The 16,300-nt window shown below is 49.8% G+C and carries 17 protein-coding genes; 5 read left to right on the top strand and 12 right to left on the bottom strand.

The window, feature by feature from the left end; genetic code table 11:
• Nucleotides 1-7: 7 nt before the first annotated feature.
• The 3 genes from lolD to fur are packed head-to-tail and all read right to left on the bottom strand — an operon-like array spanning nt 8 to nt 2,371.
• Entirely contained in the window at nt 8-706 is a 699-nt protein-coding gene (gene lolD / locus JL719_RS08845) for a lipoprotein-releasing ABC transporter ATP-binding protein LolD (protein ID WP_033158998.1), read from the bottom strand.
• The gene (locus JL719_RS08840) at nt 699-1,946 is read right to left on the bottom strand and encodes a lipoprotein-releasing ABC transporter permease subunit (protein WP_033158999.1); all 1,248 of its coding nucleotides are present in this window, start codon (nt 1,944-1,946) and stop codon (nt 699-701) included. Before JL719_RS08840 ends, lolD begins: the two co-directional genes overlap by 8 nt.
• Before the next feature lie 2 nt (nt 1,947-1,948).
• Entirely contained in the window at nt 1,949-2,371 is a 423-nt protein-coding gene (fur, locus tag JL719_RS08835) for a ferric iron uptake transcriptional regulator (protein ID WP_026146882.1), read from the bottom strand.
• A gap of 115 nt (nt 2,372-2,486) precedes the next feature.
• Here fur and JL719_RS08830 point away from each other — a divergent pair, with 115 nt between their 5' ends.
• A complete protein-coding gene (locus JL719_RS08830; RefSeq protein WP_033159000.1) occupies nt 2,487-3,041 on the top strand; it encodes an outer membrane protein assembly factor BamE in 555 nt (184 codons plus the stop codon).
• Between the two features lie 18 nt (nt 3,042-3,059).
• Here the strand turns inward: JL719_RS08830 and JL719_RS08825 are convergent, their stop codons facing one another.
• Genes JL719_RS08825 through JL719_RS08805 form a run of 5 tightly spaced genes read right to left on the bottom strand, consistent with a single transcriptional unit; the run spans nt 3,060 to nt 5,865 of the window.
• Nucleotides 3,060-3,533, bottom strand: coding sequence for a LabA-like NYN domain-containing protein (locus tag JL719_RS08825; protein WP_033159001.1), 474 nt, complete (start codon nt 3,531-3,533; stop codon nt 3,060-3,062).
• Nucleotides 3,534-3,540: 7 nt separating this feature from the next.
• Complete coding sequence (gene ppnP, locus JL719_RS08820) at nt 3,541-3,855, bottom strand: pyrimidine/purine nucleoside phosphorylase (protein WP_033159042.1); 315 nt, start codon at nt 3,853-3,855, stop codon at nt 3,541-3,543.
• A 36-nt stretch (nt 3,856-3,891) separates the two neighbouring features.
• On the bottom strand, nt 3,892-4,479 hold the full coding sequence (mnmM, locus tag JL719_RS08815; RefSeq protein ID WP_033159002.1) for a tRNA 5-(aminomethyl)-2-thiouridylate-methyltransferase MnmM: 588 nt from the start codon (nt 4,477-4,479) through the stop codon (nt 3,892-3,894).
• The gene (locus JL719_RS08810) at nt 4,454-5,509 is read right to left on the bottom strand and encodes an NAD(P)/FAD-dependent oxidoreductase (protein ID WP_033159003.1); all 1,056 of its coding nucleotides are present in this window, start codon (nt 5,507-5,509) and stop codon (nt 4,454-4,456) included. Before JL719_RS08810 ends, mnmM begins: the two co-directional genes overlap by 26 nt.
• 5 nt (nt 5,510-5,514) lie before the next feature.
• Nucleotides 5,515-5,865, bottom strand: coding sequence for a HopJ type III effector protein (locus JL719_RS08805; RefSeq protein WP_033159004.1), 351 nt, complete (start codon nt 5,863-5,865; stop codon nt 5,515-5,517).
• A gap of 366 nt (nt 5,866-6,231) precedes the next feature.
• Between JL719_RS08805 and JL719_RS08800 the strand changes: the two genes are divergently transcribed.
• From JL719_RS08800 to JL719_RS08785, 4 genes are read left to right on the top strand one after another with little or no spacing between them, the layout of a single operon-like run.
• Nucleotides 6,232-6,741: a polysaccharide biosynthesis/export family protein gene (locus JL719_RS08800; RefSeq protein ID WP_033159006.1), complete on the top strand. Its 510-nt coding sequence runs from the start codon at nt 6,232-6,234 to the stop codon at nt 6,739-6,741.
• Between the two features lie 25 nt (nt 6,742-6,766).
• Nucleotides 6,767-8,107, top strand: coding sequence for a porin family protein (locus JL719_RS08795; RefSeq protein WP_033159007.1), 1,341 nt, complete (start codon nt 6,767-6,769; stop codon nt 8,105-8,107).
• 1 nt (nt 8,108) lies between these two features.
• On the top strand, nt 8,109-9,851 hold the full coding sequence (locus tag JL719_RS08790) for an LPS biosynthesis protein (RefSeq protein WP_033159008.1): 1,743 nt from the start codon (nt 8,109-8,111) through the stop codon (nt 9,849-9,851).
• 18 nt (nt 9,852-9,869) lie between these two features.
• Nucleotides 9,870-10,652 (top strand): CpsD/CapB family tyrosine-protein kinase, encoded by a 783-nt coding sequence (locus tag JL719_RS08785; protein ID WP_033159009.1) that lies wholly within the window; start codon nt 9,870-9,872, stop codon nt 10,650-10,652.
• A gap of 48 nt (nt 10,653-10,700) precedes the next feature.
• Here the strand turns inward: JL719_RS08785 and JL719_RS08780 are convergent, their stop codons facing one another.
• The 4 genes from JL719_RS08780 to JL719_RS08765 form a co-directional block, all read right to left on the bottom strand.
• Nucleotides 10,701-13,088 (bottom strand): tetratricopeptide repeat protein, encoded by a 2,388-nt coding sequence (locus tag JL719_RS08780; protein WP_033159010.1) that lies wholly within the window; start codon nt 13,086-13,088, stop codon nt 10,701-10,703.
• Between the two features lie 154 nt (nt 13,089-13,242).
• Nucleotides 13,243-13,902, bottom strand: a complete 660-nt coding sequence (locus tag JL719_RS08775) for a hypothetical protein (protein ID WP_033159011.1) — start codon at nt 13,900-13,902, stop codon at nt 13,243-13,245.
• Nucleotides 13,903-13,913: 11 nt separating this feature from the next.
• Nucleotides 13,914-15,608 (bottom strand): putative porin, encoded by a 1,695-nt coding sequence (locus tag JL719_RS08770; protein ID WP_033159012.1) that lies wholly within the window; start codon nt 15,606-15,608, stop codon nt 13,914-13,916.
• 18 nt (nt 15,609-15,626) lie between these two features.
• A complete protein-coding gene (locus JL719_RS08765; RefSeq protein ID WP_033159013.1) occupies nt 15,627-16,289 on the bottom strand; it encodes an energy transducer TonB in 663 nt (220 codons plus the stop codon).
• Between the last annotated feature and the right edge of the window lie 11 nt (nt 16,290-16,300).

Below are 16,300 nucleotides of genomic sequence, written 5' to 3'. Positions count from 1 at the left end.
GCCGCCTTCAGCTATGATGCACCCTTTCCGGCACAATCAACCCATCCTCCATATAAAGCACATGATCCATTCGCCCAGCCAACTCAGGATCATGCGTCACCACCAAAAAACTCACCTGTAATTCCTGATTTAGCTCCAGCATCAACTGATAAATCTGCTCGGCGGTTTTGCTGTCCAGGTTGCCGGTAGGCTCGTCGGCCAGGACGCATTTAGGCTGATTAATCAAAGCCCGGGCTACAGCAGCGCGTTGCCGCTCGCCACCGGACAATTCGCCGGGCTTGTGCAGCATGCGATGCCCCAAGCCGACACGTTTGAGTAGCTCGGCAGCTTGCTGTTGGGCTTGCTTGATCGATTGGTTGCCGATCAACAATGGCATGGCGACGTTTTCCAGGATGGTAAATTCACCCAGCAAATGATGAAACTGGTAGATAAACCCCAGTGAACGATTACGAAGCTGACTCAGTTTGCCGGCGCTAATCTTATTCAAATCGGCGCCATCCAGCATCACCGAGCCGGAGCTGGGTTTTTCCAGGCCACCCAGCAAATGCAGCAAGGTGCTTTTGCCGGAGCCGGATGCGCCCATGATAGCGACACGCTGACCGGCATGAATCGCCAAATCGACGCCGCGCAACACTTCGACATTCAAATCGCCCTGTTCATAACGCTTGGTTAACTGCTGGCACTGCAACACGATGGCATTATTCATAACGCAACACCTCGGCAGGATTTATACGCGCCGCCTGCCAAGCTGGATACAGCGTCGCCAGCAAGGATAATAAAAACGCCACGCAGGCTATCCAATACACATCGGTCCAGATCAGTTTTGACGGCACTTCGCTGATGTAATACACATCGGCGGCCATGAACTGCACGCCAAAGGCTTTTTCGATGGCCGGCACAATGGTTTCCACATTTAGGGCCAGCAACACGCCGCCAACCGTGCCTAATAAAGTACCTATACTGCCGATGATACAGCCCAGAACAATAAAAATCCCCATCACCGACCCGTTCGATAAACCCTGAGTTTTCAGAATGGCGATGTCACCGCGCTTGTCAGTGACCACCATCACTAGTGTGGAGACGATGTTAAACGCCGCTACTGCCACGATCAGCAGCAAAATGATAAACATCGCCCGCTTTTCGGTTTGCACGGCGCGGAAAAAGTTGCTGTGGGCTTTGGTCCAGTCGCTGACCCGAAACTCTTCGCCCAGCGTATCTGCCAAGCCTTGGGTAATGCGTGGCGCGTTGAATAAATCATCCAGCTTCAAACGCAAACCGGATACTGCCGACTCCAATCTGAACAATTTGCCGGCATCATCGAGATGCATCAGCGCCATATTGCGGTCGTATTCGTACATGCCGACTTTAAACACACCTACGACGGTGAAGCGCTTCATGCGCGGCAGAATCCCGGCCGGCGTGGAGTTAATTTGCGGCGTTATCACGGTGACCTTGTCACCCATCATCACGCCCAGATAACTTGCTAACTCGGCACCTAAAACGATGCCAAACTCGCCGGGGACTAAATCGTTCAAACTACCGAACATCATTTTATTGGCCACTTCAGACACTTTGGCTTCATATTCGGGCAACACGCCCTGCAACAAAGTGCCGCTGACTTGACGATCAGCATTCACCATCACCTGACCGTGGATAAACGGCGCAGCACCTTCGACATGAGGCATGCTGCGAGTGCGTTGCTCTAAAGCTTGCCAATCATCCAGCTGCCCGAAGCGGCCGGTAATTGTGCTGTGCGCGGTCATGCCCAGGATGCGCTCGCGCAATTCGGCTTCGAAACCATTCATGACCGACAGCACGGTAATCAAGGCGGTCACGCCCAATGCGATACCGAGTACGGATGTTAAAGTGATGAATGAAATAAATTGAGTGCGTTTTTTAGCACGGGTATAGCGTAACCCGATATACAGGATGAGAGGTTTAAACATGCTTAGGCTTTTGGGGGTTTACAAGCAGCGCAATAACCGTAAAGGTAGAGGCTGTGATCGGTAAGGGTGTAACCCAATCTTAGGGCAATTTCCGATTGGCGTTTTTCGATGACTTCATCGGTAAATTCGTCGACTTTTCCACACTTCATGCAGACGACGTGATCGTGGTGGCCGCCGCTATTTAGTTCGAATATCGAGTTGCCGCCCTCGAAATGATGACGGTTAACCAAGCCGGCGGCTTCGAACTGGGTCAACACCCGATAAACCGTCGCCAGGCCAATTTCCTCACCTTCCGCCAACAGAATTTTGTAGACCTTCTCGGCCGACAAATGCCTATCGTCCTGTTGTTTTTCCAGAATCTCCAGAATTTTGATTCTGGGCAAGGTCACCTTTAAGCCCGCATTACGCAAATCCTGAGTTTCCACAAGCCCCCTCCTTTAAACCGATAATCCGCAACATTGTATCGTTTTTTGCGCCAAGCCGCTGACAGAATTATGGGATAATGGCCCATCGTTTGTCGTCAGACTCCATTCTCTTCTCATGAAAAAATCGACTTTTTTGCTAGCGGCCGTCACCAGTTTATCGATTAACGCTTGCAGCACCATTCTCACTAACTTGCCCGGCGTGTACACCCTGGATATTGAGCAAGGCAATATCATCGATCAAAGCATGATTAACCAATTGCGGCCCAATATGACCAAGCGCCAGGTCTTGTATATCATGGGTTCGCCTATGCTGTCCGATGCCTTTCATGAAAAGCGCTGGGACTATTTATACTCTGAGCAACCGGGCGGCGAAGACCGGGTGCAAAAACGGGTGTCTTTATTTTTCAATGGTGACAATTTGATGGGCGTGCAAGGCGACTTCAGACCCAGCTCGATGCCGGTTGCCAAGGAATCCACGGAAACCAGCGTTGACGTACCAAAACGCGACCTGGAACGCTCGATGTGGGAAAAAATTAGCGGTTTATTCGGTAGCGACGAACCCGACACCTTTGCCCGCAGAAACAATCAAAACGCTACCGAACCCAAAGAAGCCGCCAGTTCCGCAGAGAAAGGCAAAGAATTGGTAGAAGAAGACGCCGACAAACAATAAGCAAAACGCCCAAACGTCTTACAGCAATAATGCGCCGGCAATGGCAATGAAATTGTCGGCCGCTTGAATCAAGGCCGGCGCGGTTAAACTATGAATGCCATAAACATCGCTGGCAGTACCGAAATCGCTGCGCACCTTTTGCAATAACAATTCGAAATCGCCATCCCCGGACAAGAGAATAATCCGATCAGCCTGCGCAGCGTAATCCATTACATCCAGGGTAATCCCCACATCCCAATCGCCCTTACTGGTACCGTCGCGGCGCTGAATATAGGGTTTTAGTTTGACGGTAAAACCGATATTTTTCAGGATCTGCTGAAAACCTTGTTGCTTGCTGTCTCCGCGGTCCGTCGCATATGCAATGGCAGCAACAACCTGTTTACCCGCGGTTGCCTGCTGCCAAAACGCGCTGTAATTGAAATGTTTCTGGTAGCGTTGCCGGGTGGTGTAGTAAATATTCTGCACATCGACAAAAATCGCTACCCTTTCCATCCGGCGCTTACTTCAAAAAAGAACAGCAGTAATCGCTGGCAACACTAACCTTCATGGTGAAAGCGGCATTGCCCGGCACATTGAAAGACTCGCCGCCTTTCACGGTTTGCCAGGCATCGTTACCGGGCAATAACACTTGCAGTTCGCCCGCCAGTATTTCCATCAATTCAGGTTCGGCCGTGTTAAAGGTATATTCGCCTGGCTGCATAAAACCCAAGGTTTTTGAAGAGCCATCGGCAAACTTAATGGTGCGGCTATTCACTTTTCCATCGAAATAGACATTGGCCTGTTTGACGATGGTGACGTTATTGAATTCTGACATGATGCACATCTATTGCTAGTAAAAAAAGGAGCGCAATCATAGCAGATCGGCTTGTTTGCGAATAACAAAAAGCCGGGGCGCACTAGGTTTGTCGTGACTGCTGAGAATGACCTCAGAAGTAAAATGGGTGCCATCCAACTGCCCGGACCATGCCGCCAACTGCTGGGTTTCCAGATCACCGCCGGCATGACCCGGATACGCCAATACCGTGATAACGGCGCGCGGCGCCAACAAGCCAGACGCGGCATTTAAGGCGGCCAGCGTCGAATCGATTTGGGTAATCACGGTTTTGTCGGCGCCGGGTAAATAACCCAGATTGAACATCACTGCTCTCACCCGGCCACGCCACTGCTCAGGAACATGCAACAGCATATCGGCATGGCTGGCGAGACGCAGTATCACCCGGCGCTGCAAATCGAGCTGAAGTAAACGCTGAAAACTGTTGATCAGCGCTTGCCGCTGAATATCAAATCCGAATACATGACCACTCGCCCCAACGCTCTGCGCCAGAAACACGGTATCGTGACCGTTACCCACTGTCGCGTCGACCGCCACGTCACCCGGATCTAGGTAAGAACCAACAATATGATGGGCAGTTTCAAGCAGGGATATAGGTTTTGTCATAGCGGCGTATATCACAAACGGGCGGCAAACCGGCGTACTGTTGCAAGTAATCGGCAAACCGGGCAGCGTACCAGGGAATCGCCAAGCTGCCCTTGGCGCCAAAGCCATTGAAAATATGCAGTTGCGGATATTTGGGATGCGTGCCGATAAACGGCTGTTTATCGCGTGTAGCCGGCCGGATTCCGGCGCGATGCTGATAAACATTAAGGTTTTGTTGTTGTGGGCAGACCGCACGTAAGCTCGCCAATAAAGCGGTTTTCGCTGCTTCGGTCGGCACATGATCTACTTGATCTGTTTCGAAAGTCGCACCGGTCTTAAAGCGCCCGGACTCCAATGGAATCAGCCAATGCCCGTAATTCAAAATCTGTTTTGGAATATCTTGCCTACTTTCGCAACCCAGTATTTCACCTTTTGCCAATTGAAACGGTAAATACTTAAACCATGGATTGGTAAGCGCCTGATAACCCTCGCAGAAAACAATATGCCGCGGATATATTTCCTGCCAACGCAGCGCCGGCTCGAGATTAATTTCTGCGTATTGCAGAGTGTGTCGCCGATAACAGTGCTTGTTCCGTAAAAAATCACGCAACCGACTCAGCAAAGCCTCGGTCCGCAAATAGCCGGTCTGGCCTTGTTGCAACACACCGTAAGGCGCGTTAATTCCCTTGGAGGCCGCCGCCAACTCCGACAAATAGTCACGATAATCCGCCTGACTCAAACGGCGTTCGGCAATTTCAAGCTCTTTGGCGGTGCGCAAAATTTTCAGCATTGGCATTTGCTGATAGAAGGCTTGTCCAAACTGTCTCTCAAGTTGCCGATAAGCATGCATTGCGACCGGCAGCAGGTTTTCCACATCCACCTGCTTTACCAAGCGCTGCCCGGTCACTGGATTGATTAAACCGGCTGCGACTTGCGAGGCGTTCTCCGCGCCGTCGTCCACCACCAAGATTCGCATTGGCCGCTGCAATAACTCCCAAGCCAATAAACTGCCAGCCAAACCCTGACCGATCAGCAGTACATCGATTTGCACGGCAATTATTGGGCTTGCAAGGCCTCGCCTTTAAAAACAATGCCTTCCCAACCATCACGCATAAAGTGTCTGATATTTTGATGATCGTCGCCGGACGGGTTACCCAATACATCTTGGCGATAATAATCACCGAAGAGCGCCAGAGTTTGTTCGACAGTCAGTTTATGCAATTTGGCGAATGCAAAAATCTTGCAAGAGCCCTCATTACGACCCGCTTCGTTTACCAGAGGCTGTTGCAAGCCGTTACTAAATTCGGTGGGTTGGTATTGATAATGCTCGGCAATGAGCGCAATGACTTCCTGAAATTCGACCGCTTGCCCGGACTTAACACGTTGTAAAAAATCGTTCACTGTCACTGCCTTACTCCCGAAGTTTTATTAATTTTTGGTTAATTTACTGTTTGATTCGAACAAAACACAGTCATTCCCGGTTATAATCGCATGAAATGTCTAGGTGTTTCTCACCTAAGACTGCGTTTGGGATCGTCTTATTCTTGTTATATTCCGTTACTAAAATCCCGCCTTACTTTGGCGTTTGGCTCGAAAAGTGCGGTTTGCAACCTCAATAACATCATAAAGGAATACATTTTGAAACAGATAATTACTCTTTTCTCGTTTTGTCTGCTTTGCTCCTCCACTGCCCTGGCAGAACCGGAAACCCCGATCCCACCTGCACCGCCAATAGAGCCCATTAACAACACTACAATCAGCCCTGCACCTACGGTGACTATAGAGCAGACCAATTATGCGGCTTACCAACTATCGCCTGGTGATGCATTGGAAATCACAGTCTGGAAAGAAGAAGGCTTACAACAATTGCAAATCCTGATTTCCCCGGACGGCACGATTATTTTCCCCTTGATCGGCACCGTCGGTGCTGCCGGTAAAACCATTACCGAACTGAAAGACAATTTGACCAGCCGATTGGCCGATTACATATCCGACCCCTCGATTTCGGTTAAATTACTCAACAACCAGGGCAACTCGATCTTTGTGATCGGTAAAGTCAATAAGCCCGGACAAGTGTTTTCCGGCAGACGCCTCGATGTGCTGCAAGCCCTGAGTCTGGCCGGCGGCCTGACCGTGTTTGCCAAGGAAGGTTCGATTAGCATTATTCGCCGCACCGGCGATCAAGTTAAAGTGTTTCCTTTCGACTACAGCGATGTGATTGATGGCGAAGACCTGGAACAAAACATCCTGCTGGAACCGGGAGACACGGTTACCGTACCCTAAGCGGAATTAGATAGAAGCACTATCTATGAAGATAAAAACGGATTTTTTGCTACCTGCGTTGGTTTTATTCAGCACCGATGGCTATGCGCTGGATTTGCTGTTCAAACCGGAGTTTAGCTTTAAGGAGCGCTTTGACGATAATGTACGCATGCAGATTCATCCAAAGCATAGCAATTTTATCAGCACCCTTTCTCCAGGTGTGATGTTCGGCTATCTTGCCGACGACAACGAATTGAATACCCGTTTTAAGTGGAATGAGTTGATTTACAGTAGCGACTCGGCGCTGGATTTTTCCGAAAAACTAGTCAACCTCAGCCACAAATATCAGGGCGAGCGTTTAAAAACCGATCTAGCAGCAAGCTATGCGGAAGAATCCTCGATTAATAACCAACTTGACCCTACAGTAATCGACCCAACACAGATCAACGAAGCAGGTGGCGTGCAACTTCTCGTACCACGGAACACCAAATCAGTCTCCCCAACTGTCACTTATAACTTGAACGAGAAAAGCTCTCTACAATTGGGTTATAGCTACCAGGATGTGGCGTTTGACAGAGCGCAAAACCTGATAAATAACATTAATTACTCGGATTATAGTTTCCAGCAATATTCGGCAACGGCCAGCCATGCCTACACCGAACGCTTGTCATTTAACCTGACAGGTGCGTATTCGGTGTATGAATCGGCAAACGAGAGTCCAGGAATCGGTCTTTTCAATCCTTTTCCTTTTCCTGTACCATTGCGATTTTATCAAACCGCGCCAATAACAACAGGTTTCAGCCAAAAATCGACTACGTTCACTTACCAGGCGGGTGTGCAATATCTATTTGACGAGCAGACCCAATTAGCATTTTCAGCTGGGATTCGCGACACAACAACTGACAGCACTCAATTCACCAGCTCGTCAAACCCTGCGCCAGAGCTTAATAGTCGGTCTTCCTTATCCAAAAACACCATAGGCAACGTATTTTCGGCAAGCTTGGCTCGTAAAAGCGACTGGGGTGACTTCAGCTTAAGTGCCGGACAACAGCTCAACCCGGCCAGCACCGGTCAGCAACAAACCTCAACCACCTTTTCAGCCCGAGGCCGATACAATCTCACGGAGCGCTTATCCACCGGTATCAACGCCAATTACTTGCTATCTGAATCGATATCCACATTTAGTAACGATACCAGCAGAAGCAATAACCGCACATTTATTACCCTATCACCGAATGTTCAATGGCGCTGGACGCCGGAAATCAATTTGGATCTGTCTTATAGCTATCGCCAGCAAGTGTATGAATCAAACAACCAGACCATCACCGGCGACAGCGTACAACTACAATTCTCTTATCAACCGCAAATCAATCGTCAGGTGAAATAGCGTGGAAAATCAAGCCATCGACATCAAGGACTATCTAAAAATCATCAAACGACGTAGACGGTTTTTAGTTATTCCGTTTCTAATCATTGCGCTGATCAGCATCGTTTTGGCAGTGCTGTTACCGGCAGTTTACCGCTCTACTTCCACCATTCTGATCGAGGCGCAAGAAATCCCCGCCGAACTGGTGCATTCCACAGTGACCACCTTCGCCGACCAGCGGATTCAGATGATCAGCCAACGGATCATGACCCGACCGAATTTGACGGAAATCATCAAGAAATACGATCTCTATGCCGAGGAACGGCAAAAAAAGCCGGAAGAAGTCATTCTGGAAAAAATGCGTAAAAGCATCAAAGTCGAAACCATCAGTGCCGACGTCGCCAATAACAAAAGCGGCCCTGCCCAACAAGCTACGATAGCCTTTACGCTAACATTTGACGATAAATCACCCGCGCTCGCGCAAAAAGTCGCTAACGAATTGACTTCCTTGTTCCTGAAAGAAAACATCAAGTCACGCACCGAATCTGCGGAAAATGCAGCATTGTTTTTGAGTGAGGAATCAAAGCGCCTGAAAGCCAAAATCCAGGAAATTCAACAAAACTTAGCTACGTTCAAGGAAAAGAACCTGAACCAACTGCCGCAAATCAGTGCCATGAATCAGCAAGAACTGACCTCCTTGAGCAATCAGTTATTGCAATTGGATAGCCAAGAACGAACGCTGCAAGATAGGCGTTATTACCTTGAAGGCGAACTGGCGCAAATCGATCCCAACACCATGGCTACCAACGCCGTGGGCAATCGGGTGTTCGATATGAAAGACCGTTTGAAGGAACTACAATCGCAATATCCATCGGTGTTATCCAACCATTCTGCGAACCATCCCGATGTGATTAAAATCAAACGGGAAATCGACTCATTGCAAAAAGAAATCGGCTCCAACACCGATCTGAATGCGATGAACGGCGAACTAACCGACAGAAAAGCAGAATTGGCCTTGTTGTTGAAACAGTATTCGGACAAACACCCTGACGTGGTGAAACTGCAAAAACAAATCAGCGCCTTGCAACAAAGCCTGGCTAGCGCGAAACAAAGCGACTACAGCAATGCCAGTATTCAACCGGATAACCCGGCCTATATCACCTTGAAATCGCAACTAGCTTCAGTGAATACCGAAATCGAATCGTTGAATTTCACACGTAGTCGCGTACAGAGCAAAATGGAAGAGTTACGCTCAAGCCTACGCCAATCGCCATTGGTTGAAAAAGAATACATGGATTTGATCCAGGATCTGGACAATACCAATCTGCGCTACCGTGAAGTGAGTGCGCGAGAAATGGAAGCGCAAATCTCGCAGCAATTGGAAATGGAAAGAAAAGGCGAGCGTTTTACTTTAATCGACCCCCCCCAAGAACCATTACAACCGGTTAGCCCGAATCGAATTGCGATTATGGTACTGGGCATGGTGTTGGCGGTGGCGAGCGGCTTAGGGGCGGTGGCATTGACCGAAATGCTGGACTCGACCGTTAATAGCCCAAAAGCGGTCGCGGCGATTCTGGGTGTGGAACCTTTGGCGTCGATACCTTATTTCGAAAGCCAGAGGGAACATCAAGCACATAGAAACGAAAGACGGCTGTTGTTGATAGGCATGGCAATAGCCGGCGTTCTGGCTGTCATCGCATTTCATTTTATCGTCATGCCGCTAGATGTATTTTGGTACAAATTACTACGTGTCGTGGGCAATTAATCATTTAAGGGAAAATTCATGAACCCCATTGAAAACCTCGTGGAAAAAAGTAATCCAGCCGCAGCCGGATTAGCCAATCAACCCGGCGACAAAGTCAGCATCGCTTACACCAAAACGCGGGTGCACACTCCGGATCAAAACTTACTGAAGCAAAACCGGATTATTTCCGCAGCGTTACCTGGAAAATGGCTGGAATCCTACCGCATGCTACGCACCCGCTGCTTGCAGCAAATGGATGCGATGGAATGGAAAACCATGGCTATCACCAGCCCCAGCGAAGGTACCGGCAATAGCTTAACAGCCGCAAATTTAGCCATCAGCATGGCGATGGAACTTGACCGCACAGCCCTGCTGGTGGATGCCAATTTCCAAAATCCCAGCATTAATCAATTATTCGGCATTCAGCCGGGCGCAGGTCTTAGCGATTATTTGTTGAACGACACCGAGTTAAGCTCCATGCTGATTAATCCGGGCATCGAGCGTCTGGTAGTGCTGCCGGCCGGCAAACCTTTATTCAACTCAACTGAGATGTTGCGCTCACCGAAAATGGTACGACTGGTTAACGAACTGAAAAGCCGTTACCCATCGCGTATCATTATTTTCGATATGCCGCCGATCCTGTCGCACGATGATACACTGGGTTTTTCGCCTTATGTGGATTGCGTGTTGTTGGTGATCGACGAGGGGCATACCAAGACGGATCAATTGAAGCACGCGGCCTCTTTGTTAAAAGACACCAACGTACTGGGGACAGTATTCAATAAAGCCACCGACATTAAAATCGGCTATACCGGGGTTTAAGCCGGTCTGACGTGGCTACCTGCGGTAGCCACGTCCCTACATTTCCTATCAGAGTTTACTCAAAACATCCTTCGCTTCATTCAAGCCATCGAACTCCACTTTTTTATCGACCGCTTTTTGCAAATATTCGCGGGCTTTAACCGGATCGTTTTGCTTGAAATACACCATACCCAAATGATAATTACTGATCGGCGATTGCGGATCGCGTTCAATCACCTTCAACAATATCTCTTTAGCCTTATCGTAATTGCTTTGTTTATAGGCCACCCAAGCAACCGTATCCATCATATTGGGATTATTGGTTTGCAATAAAGGTTCGGCCAATTTGGCTGCCCGTTCCAAACTATCCGGACCGGCGGAAAAATCCGACAAGTAACTGGCCAGATTGTTAACCGCCACCACCGAATCCGGATGCAGTTTGTAAGATTCTTCGTAAAGCGCCAGCACCTTCTCATGCTGACCGTCACGATGATACAAACGCGCCAAGTCGTCGACCAGCTCCAATGCCCCTTTAGTTTTTTCAATCCCTTTTTTGTAGATATTGATGGCCTCGGCCTGGTTTTTTTGTGCCAACTCGATCAAGGCCAAGTTCCGATAAGGGCTATACCACTCCGGTTTGATATTCAAAGCCTTTGTGTAAGCTGTTTTTGCTTCGGCAAATTTCTGTTCGTTCAGATAAGCACCACCCAGCAAATTGTAAGCAACGAAATGATCGGGCTGCTGTTTAATGACTTGCTGCAATTTACCGATAGCCTTATCCGACTGCTTCAATACCAAATAGCTTTTGACCATCTCGGTCAAAGGCTCAATCGCATCCGGCTTACGCGCCAAGGCCTGTTGAAAGGCTTCGGTGCTGGCTTCCAGCTTGCCTTCCGCCTGATAGCCCAAGCCGGACATGTAAAAGCCGGTGGCGTCTTTATCGGATAACTGTTGCACCTGTTTGGCAATCTCTTGCGCTTTATCCCAATGCTTTTGCGACAACTCCATTTTAAACAGCGCCTCCAAGCCTTTCAGACTTTTCGGATTGGCTTTCATCAGTGCTTCAAGCTGCTGCTTGGCTTGATCTTGGTGCCCCGCTTTCATATGCAAGCCAACCAAATCCAGCCGGGCGGTCTCATCGCCCGGTGCGACGGCCACCACTTTTTCCATATTTTCTCTGGCCAGTTCTTCTTCGTTATTGCGCAGATGTGCTGCGGCCAGCATTTTCAACACACCGATATTGTTGGGTTGATCAACCAATACCGAGCGAAAATCGGCAATTGCGTCGGGAATTTTGTTTTCACCCAAAGCAAACTGACCGCGCAGCGTCAAAGCCTCGGCATCGCGCGGATTGTTATCCAACACTTCCTTGATCAAGGCCTTAGCCTCGTCGCCGCGCTTGGTCATTGCATACAAAGCCGCTAATTTATTTCGTGCGGTGATGCCGCTGGGTCCCAATTTATCCTGATCGACGACTTCTTTCATAGTCGCTTCGGCCTTATCGACTTGCTTTTGGGCAAGCTGGATATTCGCCAGTTTGAATTTCAACTCATACGCTTGCGGCTTTTGCTCTATCATCGGTAGCAGCTCTGCAATCGCCACTTCCGGACTGCGCTTTTCCAACAGGAAGTCGACCAAATAAGTTTTGGCGGTATCGTTGTCCGGCAATTTGCTAACCGCATCGCGTAAAGTCGCTTCGGCTTTATCGACTTGTTTGGTACCGACTTGGAACAAGGCTAACGTACGGTAATGCTGTAATTGCTGCGGCTCCAGTTTGACAATTTCCAACAACATGGCCTCTGAATCGGCAATCTGATTGTTTTTAGCGTACAAACCGGCCAGCATGCTGCGCAACGCCACATTATCCGGCTTCTTTTCAATAGTTTGCTTCAACAAAGCAATCGCTTCGCCTACTTTATCTAAACGCGCTTTAATCGAGGCCATCATCAAGGTCGCCGGCACATCGTCCGGACTGTTTTTCAAGGCGCGCTCCACCGTCATAATCGCGCCATCGCTGTTATTTTTGGCTGCTTGTACGCCGGCGAACAACACCAAAGCCTCAACATTGTCCGGTTCCTTCGCTAAAGCTTCGCCGACCATTTTTTCCGCATCGTCTACCGCGCGATTTAATAACAGCAGCTGACCAACCCGCACCCGCGCCATCACATGATTTTCATTGCCGGCAACCACGGTACTGTATTCCTTAAAGGCATTTTCGATTTTGCCTTGTTTACTCAGGGCTTCCGCAATCTGGAAGTGAGTTTCCCAGTCCTTGGGATCGATTTGCAGCACGTTTTTATAGGCAAGCAACGCTTTCTCATAATCACCCGCTTGATATAGCTGTTTGCCTTCTTCCATGTATTTCGCTTTCCGTTCATCGGCGCCGTTACAGGCCACCAAGCCGGTCGATAACACAACAATGCCTAGATTTTTTAAAAAATTTTGTTTCGTTGTCATTAGTCTCTCGATAATTCGTGCATTTGATTATGTAGCCGCCATGATGGAGCGCCGCTTTTTGGGATTTTAACTTATTTACGCGACCAAGCCTTAAGGCTTTCGGTAAATCAGCTAGGGTCGAGGTGCGGCATGTTGCCGCACCTGAGTAGAGAAACTATTGGACGCCAGCCGGCGCTGTGCCGCTATCCGCAGCAGATTGTTTTTGATATTTACCGGCGTTCAACTTGTCCTCATATTCCTGGACGATAGTTTCCATTTCCACACTGTTGAATTGCAGCAAGGCTTCATTCTGCAACACACTAGCCAGTGCGCCTTTGTTTTCGTAGCGTTCCAGCAATTCCTTGGCGGCCTCGTAAAGTTTCACATTATGAATATCGCAAACCCCCAATTGCTGCTCGGTTGCTTGCTGCTTGGCAGTTAATGCCGTTAATTGCGCTTGCAAATCGGCTTTAGCCTGACTCAATTCCTTATGCTTTTCCATCACGTCGGAGAGTCTGGCATTGCTTTTCTCCAAACGCTCGCGCACCTCACCATTGGCATTTCGCTGCGCGGATAACTCGCTGCTGATTTGCTCCTTGGCCGCCACTGCCGCCGAATGGGCTTTTTTCAACTGCTCAAGCTCCTGTAACTCCTCGGCTAACTTGGCCGATTCGGCCTTTGCCGCATCGCGTTCGGCAGTCAGGCTTTTAACCATCGCTTGCAGCTTTAAAACAGCGCCATCGTTCTTGGCAGCCTCACGCGGCGCGGCCTGACTGGTGGACCAGCTACTGCCAATAAGCACAAACAATACGGCCACTTTCGGAAATATATTCATCGGCAACCTACCTAGAATTGCGTATTGACGTCGATCTGCAACACATCGATACCAAGAGGGGGTCCCGTGATGATATCGGCACTCAACCAGCGGCCGGTCAACCAAACGTTTTTCATCAAGCCATAGTTACCGCCGATGAACCAGCCCTTACTGTTGGTACCGCCGAGGTGGAAATCAGAATCGGTGAATGCATCCAATACCGCATCGCGCTCCACGTACTTATAGGCAGCAAACACATTCCAATGACCGGCCACTTCGGCTCTTGGCCAACCGAAATCCGCCCTAAACTGCCAGGCGTTGGTTTTACCCTCAACCACCGTACCGTTCAGCATCCGGCTGACCGCAGCTTTATTAAAGCCGACGTTTTTAGCGTAGTCGCCGCTCAAGCGCAGATGGTAAGGGGCAAACAAAGTCATTTCATACGAAACATTGGCGTTGACGATATTGTAATCAGACGCCAAACCGACCATGCCCGGATTGGAAGCCAAAGCCCCCGTGCCTTCTCGGCAAATCGACGCCAAGGTATTGCCGCCCTGCATGAATTCCGGACGCGAAGCAGTGTTGCCGCGCGTATTGAGATCGCAAGTGCCTAAAACGCTGGTATTTTGCTTAGCCTCGACGTTGACGTAATCGAAATAAGCCAACGCGGCCTTTAAATTATCTTGATTGACAAAGCCCCAATCCACGCCGACTTGACCGCCGAACAACCATTTATCGCTGCTCAGCGCCGATTCTTGTAATGGAAACGCCCCGGCTGTCGCAAAAACGGAATGGGTGTGGTCGTCGTTAGCCATCAAGCTGTCCGATCCGCCCAAACGGTGGCGCACGGTGCCGGCAAAACCTTCGAAAGATAAATCCGTATCCCACACCAATTCGCTACCGCCGGTAAACTCACCGCCGCCGGTATACCAGGGGTTCTTGATCCGGCCGCCGGACAAGGTCAGCCATTTGAATTTATTGTCGTCAATCGCATCGTACTGCAGATAGGCCCGGTCCACGGTGAAATCGTATTTTTGTCCGGTAAAGCCCAAAGACTGGTTGGTAGATACCGGGTCACGTTGATTACCCGTCGCCAAACGCACACCGGCTTTCATACCATCGGTAATCGTTGCATCAATGCCCAAGCGCAAGCGCTCGCGAAAATGCTGTCTGTCGGTAGTCGTATTCAAGAATTGATCCACACCCGCCGCGTTCAGACCGCCTCTTTCGTTAACCGCCTGCCAGTCAATATAAGAATTGGCGATGTTTTCCTTGGCCATCATCTCATGCTGAGAACGTAAACGAATATCGCCGGACAGCTTGAAACGCCTGGTCCACTCCGGCAACGCATTAGGCAAGCCCCACTGTTCGTTCTTGGCCTTTTGCATCACATCGCCGACCACTTCTTCGCGCAGCTCACTGCGCACTTGCTGACGAATCTCGTCTTTGACGAAGTCCGGCACATAAGCCACCCGCACTTCATCGGCCGGCACGGCTTCCTTGGCACCGGCGGCCTTGGCTTCGGCCACTTGCTGGCCGGCTTCGACTTCGGCTTGTTTGATCATCTCGTTGGCAGCCTTGTCGGTAATCACCCCTTGTTTGACCAATTGCTTGATCAAATTGGTGGTGGTATTGCGCAGTTTCAGCAACTCTTCCTTTTCTCCGGCCTGCACGGTGCCGATCAGCCCCGATAGCGCTAAGGCCATCAGCTGTTTCTTATTCGCCATTGTTTTACCTGTGGATACTTAAATACGTGATGAAATTTTTAACTTGATCGGTTGCTGCATACCCGGTGGCGGTGCTTCCGCGACTCGGTCGAATTTGTTTAATAAACGGCTGAGCAATTCGTCGATGTCCGCATCGTTGCTGCCCTTGGCCAATTCGACTCGCTCCACCGAGCCGTCGGCTTTCAGCCAGACCTTGACGATGGCGGTATAGCCCTTGCGGCGCAATTCTTCATGGCTGCTGAGAATGTTCAGAATGCCGTTCTTGACCAAACCGCCGTACCAGGCAAACGGGTTACCGGTCCCACCGCCGAACAGGCCGGTGCCGCCCTTGCGGGCCGCCAGACCAAAACCGTCCGATCCGGCCGTACCCTCGGCATCCAGACCCAGATCGCGCGGCGGCGCTTGTTCTGGCTCGGGTTCCGGTTCGGGCTCGGGTTCCGGATCGGGTTCCTTAATTTTTTCCTTGATCTCCGGCTCGGGCGGCTTCTCGACTTTCGGCGGTGGCGGCGGAGGGGGCGGCGGTTTAAATAAGGTCACCGGCTGAATTTTTTTCTCGTTTTTCGCCGGCTTTTTGTCGACGAACTCCATAATGATTTTAACGACGTAAAAAATCGCGATAGCGGCGATTACGGCAGCGATGAGCATTGGAATATAAACCCGCCAATGTTTCTTCTTTGACATGTCGCAAGGCT

Source organism: Methylomonas sp. LW13 (assembly GCF_016865255.1).
Lineage (GTDB): Bacteria > Pseudomonadota > Gammaproteobacteria > Methylococcales > Methylomonadaceae > Methylomonas.
Note: the sequence above shows the minus strand (reverse complement) of the source record. Positions and strands in the feature narration are given on the sequence as shown.